Raw genomic sequence first — 25694 nt, 5'->3', positions numbered from 1 at the left:
GAGCCGCTTGCACGAAAAGACACATTGATGGCGGATCTTGCGGGGCCGGAGTTGCCCCGTTCCAGCGCAGGCGTTGCCGAACCCACCGTTCATGATCCCGACGCTCGGGGTCACTTCGGTCCCTACGGTGGGCGGTTGGTACCCGAGGCGCTGATGGCGGTGATCGAAGAGGTCACCGCGGCCTACGAGAAGTCACGAGGCGATCAGTCCTTCCTCGACGAGCTCGACCGTCTGCAGCGGCACTACAGTGGCCGGCCCTCGCCGCTGTACGAGGCCGCCCGGTTATCCGAGCATGCCGGTGGTGCCCGTATCTTCCTCAAACGAGAAGACCTGAACCACACTGGTTCTCACAAGATCAACAACGTTCTGGGGCAGGCACTGCTGGCGCGGCAGATGGGCAAGACGCGCGTCATCGCCGAGACCGGGGCCGGACAGCACGGCGTGGCCACCGCGACGGCGTGCGCGCTGCTCGGTCTGGAATGCATCATCTACATGGGCGCGGTGGACACCGCCCGACAGGCCCTCAACGTCGCGCGCATGAGACTGCTCGGTGCGACCGTGGTGTCGGTCGAGGCCGGTTCGAAAACCCTCAAGGACGCGATCAACGAAGCGTTCCGGGACTGGGTGACGAACGCCGACGACACTTACTACTGTTTCGGAACGGCGGCCGGTCCGCATCCGTTCCCGCTGATGGTGCGTGATTTCCAGCGGATCATCGGCATGGAGGCCAGGGCGCAGATCCTCGATCAGGCGGGTCGGTTGCCCGACGCGGTCGCCGCATGCGTCGGCGGTGGCTCGAACGCCATCGGCGCATTCCACGCGTTCATCGACGACCCAGCGGTGCGGCTGGTCGGTTTCGAGGCCGCGGGCGACGGTGTCGAGACGGGTCGGCACGCCGCGACCTTCACCGGCGGGTCGCCGGGCGCGTTCCAGGGATCGTTCTCCTACCTCCTGCAGGACGACGACGGCCAGACGATCGAGTCGCATTCCATCTCGGCCGGTTTGGACTACCCGGGTGTCGGACCCGAGCATGCGTTTCTCAAGGACACCGGTCGTGCCGAGTACCGACCGGTCACCGATACCGAGGCAATGGACGCGTTCTCGCTCCTGTGCCGTCGCGAGGGCATCATCCCGGCGATCGAATCGGCGCACGCGGTGGCCGGCGCGCTCAAGCTGGGGCCGGAACTGGGCAGCGGATCGATCATCGTGGTGAACTTGTCCGGGCGTGGTGACAAGGACGTCGAGACGGCGGCCAAATGGTTCGGACTGCTCGACGAGGGGAGCGTGGGATGAGCCGGCTGGCGGAGTTGTTCGACGGCTGCCGTGCCGAGAGTCGTGCCGCGCTGATCGGTTACCTACCGACCGGGTTCCCGGACGTGCAGACCTCGATCGCGGCGATGACCGCGCTGGTCGAATCCGGTTGCGACCTCGTCGAGGTCGGTGTGCCGTACTCGGATCCGGGGATGGACGGACCGACGATCGCCGCCGCCACCGAGGCCGCGCTGGCCGGCGGCGTGCGGGTGCGTGACACCTTGGCCGCGGTCGAGGCAATCAGCAACGCTGGTGGCCGCGCCGTGGTGATGACCTACTGGAACCCGGTGCTGCGCAAGGGCGTTGACACCTTCGCCCGCGACCTTGCCTCCGCCGGTGGATGCGGTCTGATCACCCCGGATCTGATCCCCGAGGAAGCCGACGACTGGTTCGCCGCATCCGAGGCGCACGATCTCGACCGGATCTTCGTGGTCGCGCCCTCTTCGACGCCGGAACGGCTCGCGGCGACAGCGAACGCTTCGCGCGGATTCGTCTACGCCGCATCGACCATGGGCGTCACCGGAGCACGTGACGTGGTCTCGAACGCGGCCCCGGAACTGGTCCGGCGCGTCAGGGAAGTATCCGACATCCCGGTCGGGGTCGGGTTGGGTGTGCGCTCGGGAGCGCAGGCCGCCGAGATCGGCGCCTATGCCGACGGCGTCATCGTCGGGTCGGCACTCGTGTCAGCCCTGGGCGAGGGGCTGGACGCCCTCCGTCGACTCACCGAAGAACTGGCCAACGGCGTTAGGCAGAGGATTTCAGCTTGACCACTACCGTGCTCGCGTATTTGCCCAGCCCGGCACAGGGGGTCTGGCATCTGGGGCCGGTGCCGGTGCGCGCATATGCGCTGTGCATCATCGTCGGCATCATCGCAGCGCTCGTGATCGGCGACCGGCGCTGGCAGGCGCGAGGCGGGCAAGCCGGCGTCATCTATGACATCGCCTTGTGGGCCGTGCCTTTCGGGCTCGTCGGTGGCCGGCTCTACCACGTGATCACGGACTGGCCCACGTATTTCGGGCCCACCGGAAGGGGCCTTGGCGCGGCATTCCAGGTCTGGCAGGGCGGTCTGGGAATCTGGGGCGCCGTCGCCCTCGGCGGCGTCGGAGCCTGGATCGGTTGCCGTTCGCGCGGGATTCCGCTGCCGGCCTTCGGCGACGCAATCGCTCCGGGAATCATCTTGGCTCAGGCCATCGGCCGGCTCGGAAATTATTTCAACCAAGAGTTGTACGGCGGCGACACCACACTGCCGTGGGGCCTGGAGATCTACAAACGCGTGAACTCCCTCGGCGAGGTCGACGATCTCAACGGGGTGTCGACCGGAGAGGTCCTGCGGGTCGTACATCCGACCTTCCTGTACGAGTTGCTGTGGAACCTACTGATTTTCGCGCTGCTCATTTGGGCCGATCGGAAGTTCAGGCTCGGCCACGGGCGGCTGTTCGCGCTGTACGTGGCCGGCTACTGCGCAGGCCGGTTCCTGGTCGAATTGATGCGCAGCGATCCGGCAACCGAGTTCGCCGGTATCCGCGTCAACACCTTCACCTCAACGTTCGTGTTCATCGGCGCTGTCGTCTACATCATGTTGGCGACTAGAGGACGGGAAGACCCGGCGACCTTGGCGGGCAAGCCCGATGAGGACGAATCGGCGTTCGACGAGTTGGGCGAGGAACTTGTTGCGGCCGCCGCCACGACCGGAGTTGTCGCCGCCGCCACGGTGGCCGGTGACGACGATGACGGCGAAAACGGCGAGGACGCCGACCACATGCATCCGGACGAGGTCGGTGCCAGCGAGGACGACGGCGCCGAAGCGGCCGCGGCAATTGATCTGAAGGCGATCGACAAGGATTCCGACGAGTCTGAAGACGAGGCAGAGTCGGACGAGACTGCCGAACCTGACGTTGACGAGGATGCCGTCGAAGACGTCGATGATTCGGATATCGCTGAAGATGAGCCGGAGGCCGAAAGCGACGCGGAAGCCGAATCCGAGGACATCACCGACGATGCGGCCGAGGCAGTTGACGCCGAGACCGAGGATGAGGTCGATGAGGTTGAGGCCCCGGTAGACGAAGATGTCGAAGCCGAAGATGCGGAGGATGCGGCCGAGGAGCCCACGGGCACCGACGACGAGGCTGGCACAGACACCGCTGAATCGGAGCCAGAGCCCGAAGCGATCGCCGCCGAGACCGAGGATGCGGCCGACGCCGGCGCGGATGCTGAGCCTGCCGAGTCGGTGGATGCCGGCGAGGTTGATGAGGTTGAGGCCCCGGTAGACGAAGATGTCGAATCCGAAGACGCGGAGGATGCGGCCGAGGAGCCTGAGTCGGCTTCCGATGACGAGCCCACCGACGCCGAAGGTGAGGCGGCAGCTGATTCCGACGAACCTGCTGGCGAGCCCGAGCCCGAGCCCGCTGAAGCCGAGGAAGCTGACGTCACAGACGAGGCTGTAGACGAGGCTGAGCCACAAGCCGACGCCGAAAACGAGCCGGTTGAGGCTGAGGACGGGGCCGATGCTGATGAGTCCATCGCCTCAGTGGACGCTGACGAAAGCGAAGCCGAGGTCGCGGAGTCCTCTGTCGATGAGGTCGCTGACGAGTCTTCGACCGCCGACGAACCGGAACAGGATGAGGCAGAGGTAGACGAGAATCCCTCCGAAGCCGAAGCCGAAGCCGAAGCCGAAGCCGAAGCCGAAGCCGAAGCCGAAGCCGAAGCCGACGAGGTGACGGAAGAGGACGGCGACGACGCTGCCGAGGCAGTGGATGTCGATGTCGAGGCCGAGCCTGCTGAGCAGGTCGAAGCCGAGCCCGACGCCGACGATGACGTGGCCGATGAGTCCGAGGACGCCGACGGTGACACGGAGCCTGAGGCCGACGACGCCGACGACGCCGACGACGCCGACGACGCCGACGAACCGGACGAGGCAGACGCGGCAGATGAAACTGTCGTCGACGAGCCCGAAACCGCATCACCTGCTGCTGCCGAAGATGCTGAGCCGGCACAGCAGGGCCGTCGGGTGCGTCGCTGGTTCCGCCGTAGCCGATAACGATTCGCACTCTGGCATCCTGGCTGTATGACTGATCCGTCACCGTCCGGAGAATCCTCGGATTTCCCGCCGCCAGCGGGATATCCGCCGCCTCCGGGCTACCCGCCCTATCCACCGGCCTTCGTGGATCCGAGCGCGCCATTTGGTCGTCATCCGGTCACCGGTGAACCGCTCTCCGACAAGTCCAAGGTGGTTGCCGGTCTGCTGCAGTTGGTCGGCCTGTTCGGCTTTGTGGGCATCGGGCGGATTTACCTGGGCCAGACCGGATTGGGCGTCGCCCAGTTGCTCGTCGGTCTGGCCACGTGCGGCATCGGTGCGGTCATCTGGGGGCTCATCGACGCGATCCTGATCCTCACCGACCGGGTCCGCGACCCGTATGGACGTCCGCTGCGCGATGGCACCTAGCGGCCTCACCTCCACGCCGGCGAGACGGCTTTCATTGCTGGCCGCGGGCGGACTCGGTGCGGGCGTGCTGACCTATATCGGGGTGGCGGATCCTCACGGTCCCGGTTTCCTGTTCCCTGGGTGTCCGTTCAAGGCCCTGACCGGGTGGAACTGCCCGGCTTGTGGTGGCTTGCGGATGACCCACGACCTGCTGCACGGCGACGTGGGCGCAGCCGTCGTCGACAACGTTTTCGCCCTGGTCGGACTCCCGGCCCTCATCGTGTGGATGCTGCTCCGGTGGCGGCTGGGCAAACCGCTGTTCCCGATGCCGCTGGTGGTGACGATCGTGGTCACGCTGGTCCTGTGGACCGTGGTCCGGAACCTGCCGGGATTCCCGCTGGTCCCGACGATAAGCGCTCCGTAGTAGCCGACCTGCGCTGATACACTGAAAATTCGGGCCGGTGCAGTCCCGGGACCAGGACGTTCCGGACTTGCGGAGGTGCGACTAGATGCTGTTCTCGGCATTGCCAGATGCGCAGGGGCTCTATGACCCCGCCAATGAGGCCGATTCCTGCGGTGTGGCGATGATCACCGATATCCAGGGCCGCCGCTCCCACGGCATCGTCTCCGACGGTTTGACCGCGCTGGAACACCTCGAACATCGCGGCGCCGCCGGCGCCGAGCCCAATAGCGGGGATGGTGCCGGCATCCTGCTGCAATTGCCGGGCGAGCTGCTGCGCGAAGTAGTCGATTTCGCGCTGCCGGAGCCGGCTGCCGATGGCGCTCACACCTTCGCCGCGGGCATCTGCTTCCTGCCCCAGGACCGCGACGCGCGCAGTACGGCCTGTGCCCGCATCGAGGCTCTGGCCGCTGAAGAAGGCCTCGAGGTTCTGGGCTGGCGGGGGGTGCCGGTGGATCCCGACGGTGCCGGTATCGGTCTGACTGCGCTGGGCTGTATGCCCCATATGGCGCAGCTGTTTGTTGCGGCACCCGAGGTCGACGGCATCCGTCCGAGCGGTATCGAGCTCGACCGCAGGGTCTACCCGCTCCGCAAGCGGGCTGAGCAGGGCGCGGGGGCCGACGCGGTCTATTTCGCGTCGCTGTCCAGCCGGACGATCGTTTACAAGGGCATGTTGACGACAATGCAGCTGCCGCAATACTTTCCCGACCTTCGGGACGCGCGTTGCATGAGCGCGATCGCGATCGTGCACAGCCGGTTCTCCACCAATACCTTCCCGTCCTGGCCACTGGCGCATCCGTTCCGGTTCGTGGCGCACAACGGGGAGATCAACACCGTGCGCGGAAACCGCAACCGCATGCACGCCCGGGAGGCGCTACTGGCGAGCGCCCGGATTCCCGGTGACCTGAGCCGGTTATCGCCGATCTGCACGCCGGACGCCTCCGATTCGGCGTCCTTCGACGAGGTACTTGAGCTGCTGCACCTGGGCGGGCGCAGCCTGCCGCACGCCGTGCTGATGATGATCCCCGAGGCGTGGCAGAACGCCACCACGATGGAGGCCGAGGAGCGCGCGTTCTGGAAGTTCCATGCTTCGCTGATGGAACCGTGGGACGGGCCGGCCTGCGTCACGTTCACCGACGGCACCGTGGTGGGGGCGGTGTTGGACCGCAACGGTTTACGGCCGGGACGCTGGTGGCGCACGGTCGATGACCGGATCATCCTGGCCAGTGAGAGCGGTGTACTCGATGTGCCGCCGCGGGAGATCGTCGCCAAGGGTCGCCTGCAACCCGGGAAGATGTTCCTGGTCGACACCGCCGCCGGACGGATCGTCGCCGATGACGAGATCAAGGAGCAGTTGGCCGCGGCGGAGCCCTACGGTGAGTGGCTGCATGCCGGTCTGCTGGATCTCGGCACATTGCCCGAACGGTCCCGGATCCAGCCGAATCACGATTCGGTGGTGCGCCGGCAGATCGCGTTCGGCTACACCGAGGAGGAACTGCGGGTTCTCCTGACCCCGATGGCGGCTTCAGGTGGGGAGCCGCTCGGCTCGATGGGGACCGATACCCCCGTCGCGGTGCTCTCGAAGCGCTCACGGTTGCTCTACGACTACTTCATCGAACTGTTCGCGCAGGTGACCAATCCACCGCTGGATGCGATCCGCGAGGAGGTGGTCACCTCGATGGCCCGGGTCATGGGTCCCGAGGAGAATCTGCTGGAACCTTCGGCTGCGTCGTGCCGTCAAATCGTGTTGCGGTGGCCGGTTCTCGACAACGATGAGTTGGGCAAGATCGTCCACATCAATGATGACGGTGACCATCCGGGTCTGCGTACCGCCGTGCTCCGTGCCCTCTACGACGTCGAGCGCGGCGGCGAAGGGCTGGCTGAAGCGCTCGATGACCTGACGTTGCGCGCCACCGAGGCGATCGCCAAAGGTGCTCGCACCCTGGTGATCTCTGATCGCGATTCCGACCACACGCGGGCCCCGGTCCCGTCGCTGCTGGCGGTTTCGGCGGTACATCACCACTTGGTGCGCACCAAGGAACGCACCAAGGTGGCACTTGTCGTGGAAAGCGGTGACGCCCGCGAGGTCCATCACATCGCCATGCTCATCGGGTACGGAGCCGCCGCGGTCAACCCGTATCTCGCGTTCGAGTCGATCGAGGACCTGATCCGCGAGGGCGAGCTCACCGGGATCGAGACTGTCACTGCCGTGCGCAATTACGTCAAGGCGCTGGGCAAGGGCGTGGTCAAGGTGATGAGCAAGATGGGCATCTCCACGGTCGCGTCCTATACTGCCGCGCAGGTTTTCGAGGCGATCGGGCTGAGCCGCGACGTCGTCGACGAGTACTTCACCGGTACCACCAGCCAACTCGGCGGTGTCGGACTGGATGTACTGGCCGAGGAGGTCAAGCTTCGACACCGGCGTGCGTATCCGGAGAATCCCACCGAGCGGGTACATCGTCGGCTCGAGGTCGGCGGCGAGTACGCGTTCCGCCGAGAGGGGGAACTGCACCTGTTCACCCCGGAAGTGGTTTTTCTGCTTCAGCATTCGACCCGCGCCGGGCGCCGTGACATCTTCGCCAAGTATTCCGAGGAGGTCGACCGGCTGTCCAGGGAAGGCGGGACGCTGCGCGGCCTGTTCGAGTTCAAGCAGGGGTTGCGGCCGCCGGTGCCGCTGGACGAGGTTGAACCGGTCGAGTCGATTGTGAGCCGGTTCAACACGGGCGCAATGAGTTACGGATCCATCTCGGCAGAGGCCCACGAGACCATGGCCATCGCCATGAACAACCTCGGTGGCCGGTCGAACAGCGGTGAAGGCGGTGAGGACGTCGACCGGCTCTACGATCCGCAGCGGCGAAGTGCCGTCAAGCAGGTGGCTTCGGGCCGCTTCGGCGTCACCAGCGACTATCTGGTGAATGCCACCGATATCCAGATCAAGATGGCTCAGGGCGCCAAACCCGGTGAGGGGGGCCAGCTCCCGGGTTACAAGGTCTATCCCAACATCGCCAAGACCCGGCACTCCACTCCGGGCGTGGGGTTGATCTCGCCGCCCCCGCACCACGACATCTATTCGATCGAGGATCTTGCCCAGCTCATCCACGACCTGAAGAACGCGAACGCCGACGCGCGGATCCACGTGAAGCTGGTGAGCAGCGTCGGGGTCGGTACGGTCGCGGCCGGGGTGTCGAAGGCGCACGCCGACGTGGTGCTGATCTCCGGGCACGACGGCGGCACCGGCGCCGCGCCGTTGACCTCGCTCAAGCATGCCGGGGCACCGTGGGAGATCGGCCTGGCCGATACCCAGCAGACGTTGGTGCTCAACGGTTTGCGTGACCGGATCACCGTGCAGTGCGACGGCGGCATGCGCAGTGCCCGCGACGTGATCGTGGCTATGTTGTTGGGGGCCGAGGAATTCGGTTTCGCCACGGCGCCGCTGGTGGTGGCGGGCTGCATCATGATGCGGGTCTGTCATCTGGATACCTGCCCGGTCGGAGTGGCCACGCAGAACCCCGAACTACGGGCGCGGTTCAACGGCAAGCCCGAGTTCGTGGAGAACTTCTTCACGTTCATCGCCGAGGACATTCGCCGCTATCTCGCCGAGCTGGGATTCCGTAGCATCGACGAGGCGGTCGGCCATGCCGAGGTGCTCGACACTGATCCCGGTGTGGCGCACTGGAAGAGCCGTGGACTCGACCTCAGCCCTGTCTTCGAGGTTCCCACCGATTTCCACGGCAACGTGACACAGCGCCGTCGGGTGCGCGGTCAGGAGCACGGGCTCGAGCACGCCCTGGACCGCACCCTCATCCAACTCGCCGAGGGGGCACTCGAGGACGCCCACCCGGTTCGGCTGGAGCTGCCCGTCCGCAACGTCAACCGAACGGTGGGTACCCTGCTCGGCTCGGAGGTCACCCGCCGCTATGGTGCCGCTGGGTTGCCCGACAACACCATTCACGTCACGCTCACCGGGTCCGCCGGCCAGTCGATCGGCGCATTCTTGCCGCCCGGCGTCACGCTGGATCTGATCGGTGATGCCAACGACTATGTGGGCAAGGGTCTTTCCGGCGGTCGGGTGATCGTGCGGCCGCCAGATGATGTGCTGTTCCTGCCGGAGGACAACGTGATCGCCGGCAACACCCTGCTCTATGGCGCCACCTCGGGCGAGGTGTTCCTGCGGGGGCGGGTCGGTGAGCGCTTCTGTGCCCGCAATTCCGGGGCCTTGGCCGTCGTCGAGGGAGTCGGAGACCACGCGTGTGAGTACATGACCGGCGGCCGGGTGGTGATCCTGGGCAAGACCGGGCGCAATCTGGCGGCCGGCATGTCCGGTGGTATCGCCTTCGTGCTCGGCCTGGACCCGGCCCGGGTCAACACCGAAATGGTGCAACTGCAGCAGTTGGAGGCAGAGGACCTGGCCTGGCTGCACGAGGTGGTCGCCGGCCACGCGCGCCATACCGGCAGCACGTTGGCGTCGTCGATTCTGGCTGACTGGCCCAGACGCAGTGCGCAATTCACCAAAGTAATGCCCACCGACTACCAGCGTGTTCTGCAGGCGACCCGGATGGCCAAGGCCGAGGGACGCGATGTGGACAGCGCGATCATGGAGGCCAGCCGTGGCTGATCCGACCGGATTTCTTCGTGTCCCCAAGATCGAGGCCGCTAAGCGACCGGTCGAGGAGCGGGTGGGGGACTGGCGCGAGGTCTACGAGCGCGAGGATCCCAACGCGCGCGCCGGTGAGGTGTCACAACAGGCGCGCCGCTGTATGGATTGCGGGATCCCGTTCTGTCATTCCGGCAAGGCGGGGTGCCCATTGGGCAACCTGATCCCGGAGTGGAACGACCTGGTCCGGCGGGGACGCTGGGATGCGGCCAGCGATCGCCTGCACGCCACCAACAATTTTCCGGAGTTCACCGGAAGGTTGTGCCCGGCGCCGTGTGAGGCGGCGTGCGTCCTCTCGATTTCCGAGGAGCAGACCGGTGGCAGCGTGACGATCAAACGGATCGAGCAGACGATCGCCGACCACGCCTGGATGAACGGCACCGTCGAACCTCAGCCCGCCGCGATCTCCACCGGCCGGAGCGTCGCCGTCGTCGGCTCGGGCCCGGCGGGTTTGGCTGCCGCACAACAACTCACCCGTGCCGGTCACGAGGTGACGGTGTACGAGCGCGACAACCGGGTCGGCGGGTTGCTGCGCTACGGTATTCCCGAGTACAAGCTCGAGAAGGCGGTGCTGAATCAGCGTTTGGCCCAGATGCGGGCCGAGGGAACACGATTCGTCACCGAGTGCGAGGTCGGTGTCGATCTGACCGTGGAGCAGCTGCGTCAGCGCCATCAGGCGGTGGTGCTGGCGGTCGGCGCGCTGCGCGGCCGCGACAACGCGGTGCCTGGCCGTGAACTCGACGGTGTGCACCTGGCGATGGAACACCTGGTGCCCGCCAACCGCGAATGCGAGGGCGACGCATCCGCACCGATCTCGGCCGCAGGCAAGCACGTGGTGATCATCGGCGGCGGCGACACCGGTGCCGACTGTCTGGGTACCGCGCACCGTCAGGGCGCAGCGTCGGTCACTCAGCTCGACTACAACGCCGAGCCCCCCGAGACCCGCGACGACGACCTCTCACCGTGGCCGACATGGCCATTGGTGCTCCGGACCTCGCCGGCCCACGCCGAGGGTGGCGCGCGCCGGTATGAGGTAGCGGTACAACGTTTTCTCGGCGACGACAACGGTCACGTGCGGGCCGTCGAGGTCGCCGAAGTTCGGGTGACCCGCGATGCGGAGGGACGGCGCGAGATCACCCCGGTCGGCGAGTCGTTGCAGATTCCGTGCGACCTCGCGCTGTTGGCGATCGGGTTCGAGGGGGTCGAGCACATGGCCCTGCTCGACGGGCTGCACCTGAAACTGACTCGGCGTGGCACCGTGTCGTGCGGTTCGGACTGGCAGACCGACGCTCCCGGCGTATTCGTCTGCGGTGATGCGCACCGCGGCGCCTCGCTGGTGGTGTGGGCCATTGCCGAGGGCCGCAGCGCGGCCAACGCGGTGGACGCATATCTGATGGGGGAGTCGGATCTGCCGGCACCGGTACGTCCCTGGACTCTCCCGCTGAGCGTCGTCTGAATCGATCAACTAGACTGATGCGACGTGAGCAGACGCGGAAAGATCGTTTGTACGCTTGGCCCGGCTACCAGCACCGATGAGACCGTACGGGCTCTGGTCGAGGCGGGAATGGACGTCGCCCGGCTGAATTTCAGCCACGGTGACTACACCGACCACGAGGCCTCCTACAAGCGGGTGCGGGCGGCATCGGATGCCACCGGTCACGCCGTGGGCATCCTCGCCGACCTTCAGGGCCCCAAGATCCGGTTGGGCCGTTTCGCCGATGGCCCCACTTACTGGGCGACGGGCGAATCGGTACGGATCACCGTCGACGACTGCGCGGGCACCCACGACCGGATATCGACCACCTACAAGCGGTTGGCCGAAGACGCTCGGGCAGGGGATCGGGTCCTCGTCGACGACGGCAACGTCGGCCTGGTGGTCGACCAGATCGACGGCAACGACGTGATCTGCACGGTCACCGAGGGCGGCCCCGTCAGCAACAACAAGGGCATGTCGCTGCCCGGCATGAACGTAACGGCGCCGGCGCTATCGGAGAAGGACATCGAGGATCTCGAGTTCGCGCTGCGACTGGGGGTCGATCTCGTCGCATTGTCGTTCGTCCGTTCGCCCGCCGATATCGAACTCGTCCACGAGGTGATGGACCGGGTCGGCCGGCGTGTTCCGGTGATCGCCAAGCTGGAGAAGCCCGAGGCCGTCGAAAACCTCGAGGCCATCGTGCTGGCATTCGACGCGATCATGGTCGCCCGCGGTGACCTCGGCGTCGAGCTGCCGCTGGAAGAAGTTCCGCTGGTGCAGAAGCGTGCCATCCAGATGGCAAGGGAGAACGCCAAACCCGTCATCGTCGCCACTCAGATGCTGGAGTCGATGATCGAAAGCTCCCGGCCCACCCGGGCCGAGGCCTCCGACGTCGCCAACGCGGTCCTCGACGGCGCGGACGCGGTGATGCTCTCCGGGGAGACCTCCGTCGGCAAGTTCCCGCTCGAGGCGGTCAAGACGATGGCTCGCATCATTGCGGCGGTCGAGGAGAACTCGGTGAAGGTGCCGCCGTTGACCCACACGCCCCGCACCAAGCGCGGGGTCATCTCTTATGCGGCCCGCGACATCGGAGAGCGGCTCGACGCCAAGGCGTTGGTGGCATTCACGCAGTCCGGGGACACGGTGCGCCGCCTGGCTCGGCTGCACACCCCGCTGCCGGTCCTGGCGTTCACAGCGCTGCCCGAGGTACGCAGCCAGCTGGCGCTGACCTGGGGTACCGAGACGTTCATCGTGGAGCAGATGAACAGCACGGACGACATGATCCGCCAGGTCGACAAGTCGCTGCTGGATCTGGGCCGTTACAAGCGCGGCGAGCTCGTGGTCATCGTCGCGGGCGCTCCGCCGGGCACAGTAGGCTCCACGAATCTGATCCATGTGCACCGCATCGGGGAGGACGACGTCTAGCGGTTGTCTGGCAGACAGCGCCAAAGATTCTGGAAGGGCTTTCCTTGACACACCCGGATTTCGAGGAGCTGCTGGCGGTTCTCGATCTGAATCGCGTCGACGACAACCTGTTCATCGGTTCGCATCCGAGCAGGAATCCGGTGCGCACCTTCGGTGGGCAGATGGTCGCGCAGGCGTTCGTCGCCGGCGGGCGCACGCTGGAACACAAGCTGGCGCCGAGTGCGTTGAACGCGCATTTCATCGCTGGTGGTGATCCCCAGAAGGATCTCGAGTTCCACGTGGTGCGACTGCGCGACGAGCGCCGGTTCGCCAACCGTCGGGTGGATGTCATGCAGGACGGCAACCTGCTGACCACGGTGATGTTGTCCTACATGAATGCCGGCCGGGGGTTGGAGCACAGCCTGTCCGCTCCGGAGGTTCCGCATCCGGACACGCTGCCCAAGATCGATGAACTTCTGCGCGGCTACGAGAAAACGGTGCCGCTGTTCGTCGAGGCGTTGCGCCCGATCGAGTGGCGGTACACCAACGATCCGTCCTGGGTGATGCGGGACAAGGGCGGCAAGCTCGATCACAACCGGGTGTGGCTCAAGACCGAAGGCACGATGCCTTCGGATCCGGTGTTGCACGGCGCGGCCCTGGTGTACTCCTCGGACACCACCGTGCTCGATTCGATCATCACCACCCACGGGTTGTCCTGGGGTTTCGATCGGATCTTCGCGGTGACGATGAATCACTCGGTGTGGTTTCATCGGCCCATCAAGTTCGACGAATGGGTGCTGTACTCGACCACGTCGCCGGTGGCCGCGGAATCCCGCGGGCTGGGCACCGGCCACTTTTTCGACGCGGCGGGCCACCTGGTGGCGACGGTGGTGCAGGAGGGAATCGTCAAATATTTCCCTGGTGCCGCCACGTCGTGAGTCGGCTCAGCGGGTAGGGGTCGGCGTCACGCCGAACGAATCCTCCACCCGCCGCTCGAACTCGTTCTCGCACTGCTGCTGGGCCGCGGTATCGTCGCCCGCCTGCTGTAGGCAGGAGATCAGGTCGCTGCCGCCGACTTCGTTGAACCAGTAGACGCCCAAGGTGACCGCGATGACGGTGAACACCACCGCCAGCACCATCGAGATGACTCCGAGCGCGATGCCGGCGGTGGCGACGCCGCCGTTGTCGGCCTCGCCGCGTTTGCAGCGGCCGCGCGCGAGGAAACCGAGGATGACCGCAATGAGTCCGAGCACCAGGCCACCCAGCACGGTCCAGAACAGCAGCAGCCCGATGATCGCAGTGACCAGCGCACCGATGCCCAGTCCGTTGGCGGGTGCACGCGGCGCGGGCGGTATCGGATACCCGCCAGGGGGCGGAGCCGACGGGTAGGCCTCGGAATACCCGCCAGGGGGCGGTCCGTAGGGATAAACCGGTGGTGGGGGAGGTCCGGTCGGCTGTCCTTCATCAGACCCGGGCGGGTTTGATCGCTCGTCGGTCATGTCTGTGAGGCTACCCGCCGATGACAGCGCCGGGTTGCGGACAGTGAACCACGGGACAGGCGAGCGTTTCCGGTAGATGGTGGGTAGCGACGACGACGGTCCGGTCCGCGTCGAACCAGTCACCCGGAGTGAGGATTTCGGTCAGGATGCGTTGGCTGTCGGCCGCGTCGAGGTTTTCGGTCGGCTCGTCGAGCAGGACGACCGAGAAATCTGACAACAGTGCCCTCGCCAGCAGCAGTCGGCGGCGCTGACCGGCTGACATTGCGGTGTGGCCGCCTTCGAGCACGGTCGCCAAACCGTCAGGCAGTGCCGCCAGCCATTCGGTGAGCCCGACACGCTTGATCGCCGACAGTAGCTCGGGGTCGGTGACATCCCCGCGGACCACCAGCAGATTGTCCCGCACGGTGGTCTCGAAGATGTGCGCGTCCTCGGCGAAAAAGGCTGCGCGTCCGGGGGTTTCATCGAGCCGCTCGGCCAGCGCCATCAGCAGCGTGGTCTTCCCCGAGCCGCTGGGTCCGACGACGGCAAGCCGGCCTCCGTCGGGCAGATCGACCGAGGGAGCCGCCGGTCGTCGACGGGCCTGGAGATCACCCTCGGTGAGTTCGAGCAGACGCCGCGCGGCGATGCGGGATTTGGTGAGTCCGACTGCGGCGTCGGGAAGGGCGGTGGTCGCCTCGAAGGCCGACAACGGCAACAGCATCAGGATGGCGAGGGTGGTCGGCGCGACCGTGGGGGCCAGTGCGATGCCCGCGATGACAGCGCCCAGAACACTGGCGCCGATGGCGATGCTGGGCAATGCGGCGGCCAGTGCTGCCGGGGCCGCCGCGCGGTCAGCCGTGTGCCCCCAGTCGCGGTGATGGCGCTCGGCGGTGGCGATGACGTCGTCGAGCCGTCCACTCACCCGCAACTCCGGCGCGTACTCCAAGGCCAGCATCGTGGCAGAGTCGCGATCACCACGGTGTTGGACTGCAACGGATTCCGCGGCCGCGACGGCGCGGGCGGTGAGTGCCGGGGCAACCACGCCTGCGATCAGCAGGCACAGCGCGAACACCAGCGCCGCGCTGGGCGAGATGAGGGCGATGACACCGACGGCCACCGCGCCGAGCACGGTGGCCACCACGATCGGCAGCACCGAGCGCACCACCACGTCGGCCAGTTCATCGACGGAACTGCCGACCCTGGACACCAATTCGCCACTGGGCAGCCGCATCGCGTCGTCGTCGGGTCCCATCGCGAGCCGGCGGTACAGACCGGTGCGGGCGTTGGCCGCCGCCCGTAGCGCCGTGTCGTGGGCAGCCAGTCGCTGGCAGTAACCGAGTACACCGCGTGAAATGCCCAGCCCACGGACCGCGACCACGGCCACGGACAGGTCCAGGATCGGGGGCATCTGCCAGGCCCGGGTGATCAACCACGCCGAGACGCCCGCCAGTGCCAACCCACTCCCCAGCGAGAGCACCCCGAGGACGCTGGCCAGGATCAGCCGGCCCAACCGGGGCCGCAGCAGGTCGAGGGTCAGACGAAGCAGCGGATCACGACGAAACATGTGCGGCACCAATCGTGATCACCTCGTCGCCGATGGCCACTACCGGATCCCGGTGCCCTACCACCACGACCGTGGCGCCGGCGCGGGCCCGGGCGACGATGGCCTGCAACACTCGCTGTTCCAGAGCGGAATCGAGGTGTGCGGTGGGCTCGTCGAGCAGCAGCACCCGTGCCGATGACCCGAGTGCCCGGGTGAGCCCCAACCGTTGTCGCTGCCCGAGTGACAGTCCGACCCCGGTGCGGCCGATCGTGGTGTCCAGTCCGTCGGGAAGGTCATCGAGCACATCGTCGAATCCGGAATCGCGGCAGGCCCGGTCCGGGTCGGCCAGGGGGCCGAGTAGTTCAAGGTTGTCCCGGACGGTCCCCGGGATCAGCACCGGCCGGTGGGGCAGCCAGGCGATGTGATGCCACCAGGCCGTCAGGTCGAGGTCGCCCACCTCGACCCCGTCGACGCGTACGGGTCCCGATGGCAGCGTGGCCAATCCGAGGATGGCTTGCAGCGCGGTCGATTTTCCCGCCCCGTTGGGTCCCGTCAGCACCGTGACCCGGCCGGGTTCAATCGCCGGCCCCAGGCCCCCCAACTCGATCGTCGGTGCGGAATTCGTCAGGCGCACGCCACCTTCGGTCGGAGCGTGCGTCTCGCACAGCCGAAAAGCCTGTTCGGCTGCTGTTTTGCCATCCTGTGCCGCGTGAAATGCCGCGCCCACGCGGCGCAGCGGCCAGAACACCTCGGGGGCCAGCAGCAGCGCCGTCAGACCCGCCGTCAGCGTCATCTCGCCGTAGACGAGTCGCAGACCGACGCTGACGGCCACCAGTGCCACCCCCAGAGTGGCCAGCAGTTCGAGCACCAACGAGGACAGGAATGCGATCCGTAGCGTTGCCATGGCGGAACGTCGGTGCGCGGCAGTCAATTCGGTGATCCGTTGGACCGAACCGGCCGCCCGGCCGAGGGCGCGCAGCGTCGGAATACCCGCGACCAGATCGAGTAGCCGGGCTTGCAACGTCGTCATCGCGGCCAATGACGCCGCCGAGCGCTCGGCGGTGACCAGCCCGATCAACACCATGAATATCGGGATCAGGGGGAGCGCGATCACGACGATCGCCGCGGCCTGAAGGTCGTAGCAGGCCATCACCACCACTGCCAACGGGGTGAGGACCGCCGCCTGCACCACTGCGGGCAGATAGCCGGTGAAGTAGGGCCGCAGCCCATCGAGACCACGGGTGACCACGGCGGCGGCGGAATCGCGTTCGGCCGCCAATTGCCTTGGCGGTGCTGCAGTTACCGAGCGCAGCACCTGGCTGGACAATTCTCCGATCACTGCGGTTGCGCCGCGCTGGGAGAGACGGCCCTGCAGCCAGTGTGCGGCGGCGCGCATTATCCAGAGCGCCGACAACGCGACGAGGGCACCGCCGTGACGGCCTGCCGACGCCGGATCGACGATGATCGCGGCAACGATGTGTCCCAGCACGGCGGCTGCGGCAATGGTGCAGCCGCTGATGGTGACGCCGCAGGCGACGGTCGCCAGCAGATGACGCCGCAGCGCCGTGGTGGACCCGGTGGCTCCCCGGATGCCCAGTGCGCGCCAGAGATTCAGACTGACCGCCGCGACAGTCCGACCGGGGCAGGGATCCGGTCGGCGGAGATCCGCTTGCTGAACACCCAGTACGTCCAGGACTGGTAGATCACCACCAGTGGTGCGAACACCAGCGCCGCCCACGTCATGATCTTGAGGGTGTACGGCGAGGACGAGGCATTGTGGATGGTGAGGCTCCAGTCCGGGTTCAGGGTCGAAGGCACCAGATTCGGGAACAACGATCCGAACAGCAGAAGCACCACGGCAGTAACCACAATCGTGGTGTAGATGAAGGCCCAGCCTTCGCCGCTGCGGCGGTAGATCTGGGCGACCGCCGCGAGTTGTGCCAGCACAGCAGCGGCGAGCAGGAACCACGTCCAGCTCTTGCCGTGGGCCAATTGTGTCCAGATGCCGAACCCGGCCACCAGAACTGTGGTCGGAATCGCCAGCCGCGTCGCGAATTGGAAGGCGTCCGTGCGGATCTGGCCGCTGGTCTTCAGCGCGACGAACACCGCGCCGTGCAGTGCGAACAGGGAGCCGGTCGCCAGTCCGCCGAGCAGTGTGTAGGCGTTGAGGACGTCACCGAACGCCAGGTGCATCTGTCGGTCGCCGTCGACCGGCAGGCCGCGCACCAGCCCGGCGAACGCGACACCCCACAGGATCGCCGGTGTCCAGGAACCGATCGCGATGGAGATGTCGGCCCATCGCCTCCACCCGGGATCATTGATTTTTCCCCGCCATTCGATCGCCACGACGCGCACGATCATCGATAACAGGATCGCCAAGAGCGGCAGGTACAGGCCGGAGAACACCGTGGCGTACATCTCCGGGAAGGCAGCGAACATGGCTCCGCCCGCGGTGATCAGCCACACCTCGTTGCCGTCCCATACCGGGCCGATGGTGTTGAGTGCGGCCCGGCGGTACGGTTCGGGGTCTTCGTTCCGGCCTGCGGCAGTCCGGCCGAAGAATGCCATCAGCATCCCGACGCCGAAGTCGAATCCCTCGAGGATGAAGAATCCCAGGAACAAGACTGTCAGCAGGATGAACCAGAGTTCTTGTAGTCCCATCGGTCCGCTCCTCAGTAGGCAAACGACAATGGCGCGACTTCGTCATCGTCGGGTGGCGTCGGCGGGGCAGGTTCGGAGTCGTGTTCCAGCGGTCCCTCGACGATGTAGCGGCGCAGCAGGAAGAACCACACGACCGCCAGCACGGCATACAGGAGTGTGAACGTGATCAGGGAGAGCCATACCAGCCCCGCCGAGTGCCCGGAGACACCCTGGGCGACGGTCAACCGGATGTCTTGATCGCCGGTCGGATTCGGCACCACGACCCACGGCTGGCGACCCATCTCGGTGAACACCCAGCCGGCGCTGTTGGCCAGGAACGGGGTGGGGATCGTCAGCAGCGCGAACCAGCTGAACCAGCGGTGTCGGGGGATTCTCCCGCCGCGGGTAAGCCAGAGGGCGGCCAGCGCGAACAACCCCGGCACTGCCAGGAGTCCGATCATCGCCCGGAATGACCAGTAGGTGACAAAGAGATTCGGGCGGTAGTCACCGGGTCCGAACTTCTCCTCGAACTGTGCCTGGAGGTCGTTGACACCCTCTAGGTGAACGCCGCTGAACTTGCCCTCGGCCAGGAACGGCAGCACATACGGCACCTCGATGAGGTGTATGACACTGTCGCAGTTGTTGTGGGTGCCGACGGTGAGTACCGAGAAGTTGGGGTCGGTCTCGCTGTCACACAACGACTCTGCCGAGGCCATCTTCATGGGCTGTTGTTGGAACATCAGCTTGCCCTGCGCGTCTCCGGTGAAGAACAACGCGACCGCGGAGATCAGTGCGACCCAGCAGCCCAGGATGGTGGCCGGGCGGTACATCCTGACAGCGTCGTCACGCGTGGTGTCCTCCGTGCCCTCACCGCTACGGCGCGAGCGCACCATCCACCACGCGCACACACACGCCACGAATGTGCCCGCGGTCAGAAATGCACCTGCGACAGCGTGACTGAACGCCGCGATCGCGGTGTTGTTGGTGAAGAGCCCGACGATGCTGGTCAGTTCGGCGCGGCCGGTTTCCGGATTGAACCGCGCCCCGACCGGATGCTGCATGAACGAGTTGGCGGCGATGATGAAGAACGCCGACATGTTCACTGCCAGGGCCACGATCCAGATACAGGCCAGGTGAACCAGTCGGGGCAGTCGCGTCCAGCCGAAGATCCACAATCCGATGAACGTGGATTCGAAGAAGAATGCGACGAGGCCTTCCATGGCCAGCGGTGCGCCGAAGATGTCTCCGACGAATCGCGAGTATTCGCTCCAGTTCATGCCGAACTGGAATTCCTGGACCAGGCCGGTCGCGACACCGATCGCGAAGTTGATCAGGAAGAGCTTTCCGAAGAACCGGGTCAACCGGTACCAGTTGTCGTTTCCGGTGACCACCCACACCGTCTGCATGATGGCGATCAGCGGTGCCAACCCGATGGTCAGCGGAACGAAGATGAAGTGGTACACGGTGGTGATTCCGAATTGCCACCGCGATACGTCCAAAGCGTCCATCTGGCCCTACTTTCGAGGTCTCAGATCAATCTACGACGGAGTGTAGTAGACATTCCCGGCCCGACCGCCGACCTGACCGGGTGTCTTACGTCACGGTGGGGCGTTCCGGCGAGATCAAGGCGTGGAGCTTCTTGGCCTCGCTGCGGATCGCGAAGGCCGAGATCACCTCGAATACTCCGACGACGATCAGGATGATGCCGGTGACCTGAGCCAGGGCGACCAATCCGTCCTTGGGGGCGACGAACATGATGATGCCGGCGATGACACTGATGATGCCGATGATGATTTCCCAGACCCGCCCGGGCAGTGCGGAATCCCCAATGGCTGACATCGTGGTTGCCACACCGCGGAAGATGAAGCCGACACCTATCCAGATCGCCAGCAGCTCGAACGAATTCTGCAGGTTGACGAAACAGAGCACAGCCAGCACGAGGGCCGCGGCGCCACCGAGGAACAGCAACACCCGCCCACCGACCGATGACCGGATGCTGAACGCCAGGACCAGTTGCGAGATACCGGTGATCAGCAAATAGGCGCCGAAGAAGATCGCGGCAACCAGAATGGTAATTCCGGGCCATACCAGCGCCAGAATGCCGAGGATGACGGCGAGAATTCCCGACACCAGCGTCGATTTCCACAGATGTGGCAACAAGCTTGGGACAGCAGTGGATTCCATGCAGGAAGTTTGACACAAACACAGATGTAGATCGCGGTTTTGGCGTTACGGCTGTGGTGTCGCAGCCTGGTAGTTAAGGTTCCGTTACCGGCGCTGCAACCCCGGCCGGCGGCCGTTAACGTCTTGGATCTGGAACAGCCCGACCGCAGCCGCAGACAGAGAAAAGAGGCAACCGTGACAGTTGGATGTCGTCCACGACGAAGCAGGATGTGGCGTATCGCGGTCGTGATTGCCGCGAGCGGCGCGCTGGCAATGTCGGGCTGTGCGAACAACACCGAATCCGGTGGGTCAGAAACCCAGACGACAACGGCGGCAAAGACGGACAAGGTCGACGCGATCGCCAATTCGGTGCCGGAGCCGATCAAGTCGAGCGGCAAACTGGTCATCGGGACCGACCCGTCCTATCCGCCCAACGAATTCGGCTCTTCCGACTTAGCAGGGGCGGAGCCTGGTTCTGGATGGCGCTCGCCGTGATTGGCGGGTGCAGGCCCACCGTACGCGGCGGCGTTGGTTGTCCGGTGTTCTGAATCCGAACGCGATTCGGCCGACGTGTTTGACGATTCTGTTGTAGCCCTCGCTGCGGGCGTTGGACAGCCCGGTGGTGATGGCCAGGATCATCGGTTCCTGCCACGCGGAGATGGTTTCGGCGAGCTTGACGATCTCGGGTACCGAGCACGCCGCGCAGAACGTGTAGAACCGGTACAGCGCGTCGCCGATCTCGTAGCGCAGACCGCCACGGTCGGTGCAGGCCAGCACATCTCGCAGCAGTTCCTTGGCGATCCAGGCCGCCGCGATGTCCCCGTTGGGGTCTGCGCAGGTCAGTTTCTCGAACAGCGTGTGGCGTTGATCGTCGGTCAGCCGTTCGGCGGCGCGCAGCAGCCGGCGGCGGTTGATCCACTCCGGATCGCTCTTGTGCCCGCGGCGTCCGCGGTAGGTCTGGGTGACGCGGCGGCGAACCCGATCGACCATCTCGTTGGCCTTCTTCACGAGATGAAAGCGATCCACGATCAGCTTCGCGTGCGGCAACGCCTCGCGGGCGGCCTTGGCGTAGGCCCCCGACATGTCGATCGCGACGAACTCGATCCCGTCCCTCCACGCCTGCTCGCGCTGGGTCAGCCAGTCGGTCACCGGCCGCGCGGCACGCCCGTTGACCTGGACCAGCAACCCGCCGGCGCCGGTGATGTCGACCAGGCCGCTGTCCCAGCGGTCCACCCACGCCCGGGCCCCGGTCTCCGGGCAGGTCTCCCACTTGGCCTTCCCGCGGCGGGTCTCATCGATGCCCAGCACCCGCACCGGGGGCGGTTCACCGGCCAGGACCGGATCCGCGGTGGCGATCACCGCGTCATGGCAGGTGTTCCAGCTACAGCCATACGCGGCGGCGACGGCCTTGACCGAGCGGTCGTCGTCGAGGACCGCCAGGGCCATCTCCGCCTTGGCTCGCACCGTCACCCGAGCCCGCGGCGGGATCGACGGCGTCGACTCAGTGAATGACCTGCGTTCGCAGGAGGTGTTGGTGCACAACCATTTCCGCTTTCGCCACATGATCAGCGGCCGGTCCGCACCGATCTTGATGTCCCGGGGCCGAGTCGTGACCCAACCCCTCGACCGCGACGATCTGGTTCGGCAGTCCGGGCAGATCCCGACCCACTCGAGCGCTGTGCCCACCTCAACGATGCGGACATCGCCGTCATCGACTTGCACGGACTCCACGGTGATGCCGTCGAGTCCAAGCAGCAGGGAACCACTATTGTCAGACATGCTCGCGCCTTTGCTCTGGATGCGTAGAGAACACCCAGTTGACAAGGGCGCGAGCCCTCAATCAGTCACCGACACGAACCCAATCGGTCACACCAGACCCCCATCAAGTCGGAAGAGCCACGAATTCAAAGATCCCGGCGGCCAGATCATCGGCTTCGACGTCGATTTGATGAATGCGATCGCCGCCACGCTGGGTCTCACCCCTGAGTACCGGGCGTCGTTGTTCGACAAGATCATCCCGTCGGTTCAGGGCGGGAACTACAACGTCGGCATGTCCTCGTTCACCGACTCGAAGAAGCGTGAAGAGCAGGTTGACTTCGTGACCTATTTCAGTGCGGGTTCGGCGTGGGCGCAGAAGGTCGGTGCGGGGATCAACCCGGAAGACGCGTGCGGCATGAAGGTCGCAGTGCAGACGGCGACGGTGCAGGACACCGAGGAAATGCCCGCGCGCAGCAAGAAGTGCGCCGAATCGGGTAAGCCTGCCATCAACGTCGTCAAGTTCGACGATCAGACCGCCGCCACCAGCGCGGTGATGCTGGGGCAGGCCGACGCCATGTCGGCGGATTCGCCGGTGACGGCATACGCCATCAAACAGAGCAACGGAAAGCTCGAAGCGGCTGGGGAGATCTTCGACTCCGCTCCGTACGGTTGGGCCGTGCAGAAGGGATCGCCCCTGGCAGCGTCGCTGCAGCAGGCACTCCAGCACCTGATCGACAACGGTGTGTACAAGCAGGTGGCCGCGAACTGGGGCGCGGAGAACGGGATGATCGACAAGCCGGTCATCAACGGTGCGACCAGCTGAGCCGTCCATGAGTGATGAATCGTCGCCGGCCGCTATCGACGCCGTCCCGCTGAGACATCCGTGGCGTTGGGTGGCGGCGATCGTCATCGTCATCCTGATCGGGCTGTTTCTCTGGGGCGCGGCGACCAACGAGGCGTATGGGTGGAAGACATACGGCAAGTACCTCTTCGATCAACGCATATCGCAAGCCGCCTTGAACACCCTGCAACTGACCATCTATTCGATGATCCTGGCGCTCGTTCTGGGCGTGCTCCTCGCGGTGATGCGGTTGTCACCGAACCCGGTGCTCAAGGCCGTGTCCTGGGCGTATCTGTGGGTCTTCCGTGGAACACCGATCTATGTCCAGTTGGTGCTGTGGGGTCTGGTTCCGGTGATATACAAGAACATTCAGATCGGCGTACCGTTCGGCCCGAGGCTTTTCGAGTTCACCCTGTCCGATCCGAACGTGTTCTGGCTGGCGGTTCTGGGCCTGGGCCTCAACGAGGCCGCCTATATGGCGGAGATCATCCGGGCAGGCATCAACTCCGTGCCTGAAGGCCAGACGGAAGCCTCGGTGGCGCTGGGCATGTCGTGGAGCATGACCATGCGGCGGACTGTGCTTCCGCAGGCCATGCGGGTCATCATCCCGCCGACCGGCAACGAGTTCATCAGCATGCTGAAGACGACGTCACTGGTCACCGCCATTCCGTACAGCTTCGAGTTGTACGGCCGCTCAAAGGATATCGGTGTCGATCTGTTTCAGCCGGTCCCGCTTCTGCTGGTGGCGTCCACCTGGTACCTGGCGATCACCAGCATTCTGATGGTCGGTCAGTACTACCTCGAGCGGCATTACGCGCGCGGTGCGTCGCGCAAGTTGACGTCCAAGCAACTCGAGGCCCTGGCCAAAGCGCAGATGGGAGAGCCGCATCCATGACCGCCGCCGAGCCGATGGTGCGGGCCGAGAGTGTCTGTAAGAACTTCGGCGCCCTGCACGTCCTGAAGGGCGTCACGTTGGACGTCGGCAGGGGCGAGGTGCTGTGCATGGTCGGTCCGTCGGGGTCGGGTAAGTCAACGTTCCTGCGGTGCATCAACCATCTCGAGCAGGTCAACGCCGGTCGTCTGTACGTCGACGGCGAGCTGATCGGCTATCGCGAACGTGGTGGCAAGCTGCACGAGATGGCTCCGCGGGATGCCGCCCGGCAGCGCCGGGACATCGGCATGGTGTTCCAGCATTTCAACCTGTTCCCGCACCGCACCGCGTTGGAGAACATTGTCGAGGCGCCCATGCGCGTCAAACGGGTGAAGAAGGATGCGGCGCTGGCCCGGGCCAAGGATCTGCTCGCTCAGGTGGGTTTGGCCGCCAAGGCCGACGCTTACCCCGCACAGCTGTCGGGCGGCCAGCAGCAGCGGGTGGCCATCGCCCGGGCTCTGGCGATGAACCCGAAGTTGATGCTGTTCGACGAGCCGACGTCGGCGCTCGATCCCGAGCTCGTCGGGGAGGTGCTGGCGGTCATCAAGAAACTCGCCGGCGAGGGGATGACGATGGTTGTCGTCACCCACGAGATGGGTTTCGCCCGTGAGGTCGCCGACAAGTTGGTGTTCATGGACGGTGGCGTCATCGTGGAGAGCGGTCCTCCCCGTGAGGTGATGGCCAACCCCAAACATGCACGCACAAAGGAGTTTCTGTCGAAAGTGATGTAGCTTCGACCGCGTGGCTTCCACACGGAAAAACGTCTTCGTCACGGCCGGTGAACTTCGTCAGCTCATCCCTTCCGGGAGCCCGGTCACCGTGCTCGACGTGCGGTGGTCGTTGGCCGAACCCGACGGTGAACAGGCCTACCTGAGCGGTCATCTACCCGGGGCCGTCTATGTCTCACTGGACGCGGATCTCACCGACCACCGCGTGAACGGTCGGGGCCGTCATCCGCTGCCGTCTGGATCCGACCTACAGGCGGCGGCGCGTCGTTGGGGGATGCGCAAGGGCGTGCCCACCGTGGTCTACGACGACTGGAACCGTGCCGGGTCGGCCCGGGCCTGGTGGGTGCTGACCGCGGCCGGGATCGACGACGTCCGCATTCTCGATGGCGGTCTGGCGGCGTGGTCGGCGGCGGGTGAGGTTCTGGACACCGGGCCGGTGGCACCCCCGGGTGGTGATGTCGAGGTGCGCCATGACGACCTGTACCGCGGGGCTCTGCGCACCCTGACCGCCGAACAGGCGACGACCGGGGTCGAGTTGTTGCTGGATGCCAGGGCGGCGGAACGGTTCCGCGGCGACGTCGAACCCGTGGACCCGGTGGCCGGTCACATCCCCGGGGCCGTCAATCTGCCCAGCACCCAGTTGCTTTCCGCGGACGGCACGCTGCTCCCGGACGCCCGGCTACACACGCTGCTCGCCGACCGGGGGGTGACCGACAGCGCCGATGTCGGCGCCTACTGCGGATCGGGGGTCACCGCGGCGCTCGCGGTGGCCGGCCTGGCTGCCGCCGGGGTGGATGCGGCGCTGTATCCCGGGTCATGGTCGGAGTGGGCGTCAGATCCGGGTCGACCGGTGGCGCGAGGGGAGTCGTAGCTCGCACGTTCACGATC

General features: G+C 65.8%; 20 protein-coding genes and 1 pseudogene. 14 read left to right on the top strand and 7 right to left on the bottom strand.

The features are described from left to right. The first annotated feature begins 27 nt into the window (after positions 1–27). From trpB to JOF57_RS12135, 9 genes are all read left to right on the top strand, one after another. Complete coding sequence (gene trpB / locus JOF57_RS12175; RefSeq protein ID WP_209916738.1) at positions 28–1293, top strand: tryptophan synthase subunit beta; 1266 nt, start codon at positions 28–30, stop codon at positions 1291–1293. Then, the gene (gene trpA / locus JOF57_RS12170) at positions 1290–2078 is read left to right on the top strand and encodes a tryptophan synthase subunit alpha (protein WP_209916736.1); all 789 of its coding nucleotides are present in this window, start codon (positions 1290–1292) and stop codon (positions 2076–2078) included. The genes trpB and trpA overlap by 4 nt, the downstream gene beginning before the upstream one ends. Continuing rightward, positions 2075–4348, top strand: coding sequence for a prolipoprotein diacylglyceryl transferase (gene lgt / locus JOF57_RS12165; protein WP_209916734.1), 2274 nt, complete (start codon positions 2075–2077; stop codon positions 4346–4348). Before trpA ends, lgt begins: the two co-directional genes overlap by 4 nt. A gap of 27 nt (positions 4349–4375) precedes the next feature. Then, complete coding sequence (locus tag JOF57_RS12160; RefSeq protein ID WP_209916733.1) at positions 4376–4753, top strand: TM2 domain-containing protein; 378 nt, start codon at positions 4376–4378, stop codon at positions 4751–4753. Then, on the top strand, positions 4743–5156 hold the full coding sequence (locus JOF57_RS12155; RefSeq protein ID WP_209916731.1) for a DUF2752 domain-containing protein: 414 nt from the start codon (positions 4743–4745) through the stop codon (positions 5154–5156). Before JOF57_RS12160 ends, JOF57_RS12155 begins: the two co-directional genes overlap by 11 nt. 85 nt (positions 5157–5241) lie before the next feature. Continuing rightward, entirely contained in the window at positions 5242–9807 is a 4566-nt protein-coding gene (gltB, locus tag JOF57_RS12150) for a glutamate synthase large subunit (RefSeq protein ID WP_209916729.1), read from the top strand. After that, positions 9800–11302 carry a glutamate synthase subunit beta gene (locus tag JOF57_RS12145; RefSeq protein ID WP_209916727.1) on the top strand — a complete coding sequence of 501 codons (1503 nt, stop codon included), beginning with the start codon at positions 9800–9802 and terminating at the stop codon, positions 11300–11302. Before gltB ends, JOF57_RS12145 begins: the two co-directional genes overlap by 8 nt. Positions 11303–11326: 24 nt before the next feature. Continuing rightward, positions 11327–12745 carry a pyruvate kinase gene (gene pyk / locus JOF57_RS12140; RefSeq protein WP_209916725.1) on the top strand — a complete coding sequence of 473 codons (1419 nt, stop codon included), beginning with the start codon at positions 11327–11329 and terminating at the stop codon, positions 12743–12745. A 44-nt stretch (positions 12746–12789) separates the two neighbouring features. After that, complete coding sequence (locus tag JOF57_RS12135; RefSeq protein WP_209916723.1) at positions 12790–13662, top strand: acyl-CoA thioesterase II; 873 nt, start codon at positions 12790–12792, stop codon at positions 13660–13662. A gap of 6 nt (positions 13663–13668) precedes the next feature. Here JOF57_RS12135 and JOF57_RS12130 read toward each other — a convergent pair whose 3' ends face one another. From JOF57_RS12130 to JOF57_RS12105, 6 genes are all read right to left on the bottom strand, one after another. After that, the gene (locus tag JOF57_RS12130; protein WP_209916721.1) at positions 13669–14223 is read right to left on the bottom strand and encodes a DUF4190 domain-containing protein; all 555 of its coding nucleotides are present in this window, start codon (positions 14221–14223) and stop codon (positions 13669–13671) included. 10 nt (positions 14224–14233) lie between these two features. Next, a complete protein-coding gene (locus JOF57_RS12125) occupies positions 14234–15766 on the bottom strand; it encodes an ATP-binding cassette domain-containing protein (RefSeq protein ID WP_209916719.1) in 1533 nt (510 codons plus the stop codon). Further along, complete coding sequence (cydD, locus tag JOF57_RS12120; protein ID WP_209923292.1) at positions 15753–17306, bottom strand: thiol reductant ABC exporter subunit CydD; 1554 nt, start codon at positions 17304–17306, stop codon at positions 15753–15755. Before cydD ends, JOF57_RS12125 begins: the two co-directional genes overlap by 14 nt. Positions 17307–17356: 50 nt before the next feature. Continuing rightward, a complete protein-coding gene (gene cydB / locus JOF57_RS12115; protein ID WP_209916717.1) occupies positions 17357–18406 on the bottom strand; it encodes a cytochrome d ubiquinol oxidase subunit II in 1050 nt (349 codons plus the stop codon). An 11-nt stretch (positions 18407–18417) separates the two neighbouring features. Then, positions 18418–19893 (bottom strand): cytochrome ubiquinol oxidase subunit I, encoded by a 1476-nt coding sequence (locus tag JOF57_RS12110; protein ID WP_209916715.1) that lies wholly within the window; start codon positions 19891–19893, stop codon positions 18418–18420. Between the two features lie 85 nt (positions 19894–19978). Continuing rightward, complete coding sequence (locus JOF57_RS12105) at positions 19979–20569, bottom strand: HdeD family acid-resistance protein (protein ID WP_209916713.1); 591 nt, start codon at positions 20567–20569, stop codon at positions 19979–19981. 207 nt (positions 20570–20776) lie between these two features. Between JOF57_RS12105 and JOF57_RS12100 the strand changes: the two genes are divergently transcribed. Next, positions 20777–21043 carry a hypothetical protein gene (locus tag JOF57_RS12100; protein ID WP_234938116.1) on the top strand — a complete coding sequence of 89 codons (267 nt, stop codon included), beginning with the start codon at positions 20777–20779 and terminating at the stop codon, positions 21041–21043. Here JOF57_RS12100 and JOF57_RS12095 read toward each other — a convergent pair. Then, positions 21002–22388 (bottom strand): annotated as a pseudogene (locus JOF57_RS12095) (ISL3 family transposase). The gene JOF57_RS12100 and the pseudogene JOF57_RS12095 sit on opposite strands and share 42 nt — an antisense overlap. Here JOF57_RS12095 and JOF57_RS12090 point away from each other — a divergent pair. Genes JOF57_RS12090 through JOF57_RS12075 form a run of 4 tightly spaced genes read left to right on the top strand, consistent with a single transcriptional unit; the run spans position 22347 to position 25677 of the window. Continuing rightward, positions 22347–23129, top strand: coding sequence for an ABC transporter substrate-binding protein (locus JOF57_RS12090; RefSeq protein ID WP_234938115.1), 783 nt, complete (start codon positions 22347–22349; stop codon positions 23127–23129). The pseudogene JOF57_RS12095 and the gene JOF57_RS12090 sit on opposite strands and share 42 nt — an antisense overlap. Before the next feature lie 7 nt (positions 23130–23136). After that, positions 23137–24042: an amino acid ABC transporter permease gene (locus tag JOF57_RS12085; RefSeq protein ID WP_209916711.1), complete on the top strand. Its 906-nt coding sequence runs from the start codon at positions 23137–23139 to the stop codon at positions 24040–24042. A 14-nt stretch (positions 24043–24056) separates the two neighbouring features. Continuing rightward, complete coding sequence (locus JOF57_RS12080) at positions 24057–24809, top strand: amino acid ABC transporter ATP-binding protein (protein ID WP_209923290.1); 753 nt, start codon at positions 24057–24059, stop codon at positions 24807–24809. A 10-nt stretch (positions 24810–24819) separates the two neighbouring features. After that, a complete protein-coding gene (locus JOF57_RS12075; protein WP_209916709.1) occupies positions 24820–25677 on the top strand; it encodes a sulfurtransferase in 858 nt (285 codons plus the stop codon). Positions 25678–25694: the final 17 nt, after the last annotated feature.

It is taken from the genome of Mycolicibacterium lutetiense, assembly GCF_017876775.1.
Classification (GTDB): domain Bacteria; phylum Actinomycetota; class Actinomycetes; order Mycobacteriales; family Mycobacteriaceae; genus Mycobacterium; species Mycobacterium lutetiense.
The sequence above is the reverse complement of the archived record's forward strand: the minus strand, read 5'-3'. Positions and strand labels throughout refer to the sequence as shown.

Excerpts from the sequence above, each read along its gene's own strand:
- trpB (WP_209916738.1), top strand. The coding sequence starts at position 28 with ATGGCGGATCTTGCGGGGCCGGAGTTGCCCCGTTCCAGCGCAGGCGTT.
- JOF57_RS12110 (WP_209916715.1), bottom strand. The coding sequence starts at position 19,893 with ATGGACGCTTTGGACGTATCGCGGTGGCAATTCGGAATCACCACCGTG.
- JOF57_RS12100 (WP_234938116.1), top strand. The coding sequence starts at position 20,777 with ATGTGGCGTATCGCGGTCGTGATTGCCGCGAGCGGCGCGCTGGCAATG.
- JOF57_RS12130 (WP_209916721.1), bottom strand. The coding sequence starts at position 14,223 with ATGACCGACGAGCGATCAAACCCGCCCGGGTCTGATGAAGGACAGCCG.
- JOF57_RS12105 (WP_209916713.1), bottom strand. The coding sequence starts at position 20,569 with ATGGAATCCACTGCTGTCCCAAGCTTGTTGCCACATCTGTGGAAATCG.
- JOF57_RS12160 (WP_209916733.1), top strand. The coding sequence starts at position 4,376 with ATGACTGATCCGTCACCGTCCGGAGAATCCTCGGATTTCCCGCCGCCA.
- JOF57_RS12125 (WP_209916719.1), bottom strand. The coding sequence starts at position 15,766 with ATGTTTCGTCGTGATCCGCTGCTTCGTCTGACCCTCGACCTGCTGCGG.
- JOF57_RS12090 (WP_234938115.1), top strand. The coding sequence starts at position 22,347 with ATGCGTAGAGAACACCCAGTTGACAAGGGCGCGAGCCCTCAATCAGTC.
- JOF57_RS12080 (WP_209923290.1), top strand. The coding sequence starts at position 24,057 with ATGGTGCGGGCCGAGAGTGTCTGTAAGAACTTCGGCGCCCTGCACGTC.
- cydB (WP_209916717.1), bottom strand. The coding sequence starts at position 18,406 with ATGGGACTACAAGAACTCTGGTTCATCCTGCTGACAGTCTTGTTCCTG.
- JOF57_RS12085 (WP_209916711.1), top strand. The coding sequence starts at position 23,137 with ATGAGTGATGAATCGTCGCCGGCCGCTATCGACGCCGTCCCGCTGAGA.
- trpA (WP_209916736.1), top strand. The coding sequence starts at position 1,290 with ATGAGCCGGCTGGCGGAGTTGTTCGACGGCTGCCGTGCCGAGAGTCGT.
- gltB (WP_209916729.1), top strand. The coding sequence starts at position 5,242 with ATGCTGTTCTCGGCATTGCCAGATGCGCAGGGGCTCTATGACCCCGCC.
- JOF57_RS12155 (WP_209916731.1), top strand. The coding sequence starts at position 4,743 with ATGGCACCTAGCGGCCTCACCTCCACGCCGGCGAGACGGCTTTCATTG.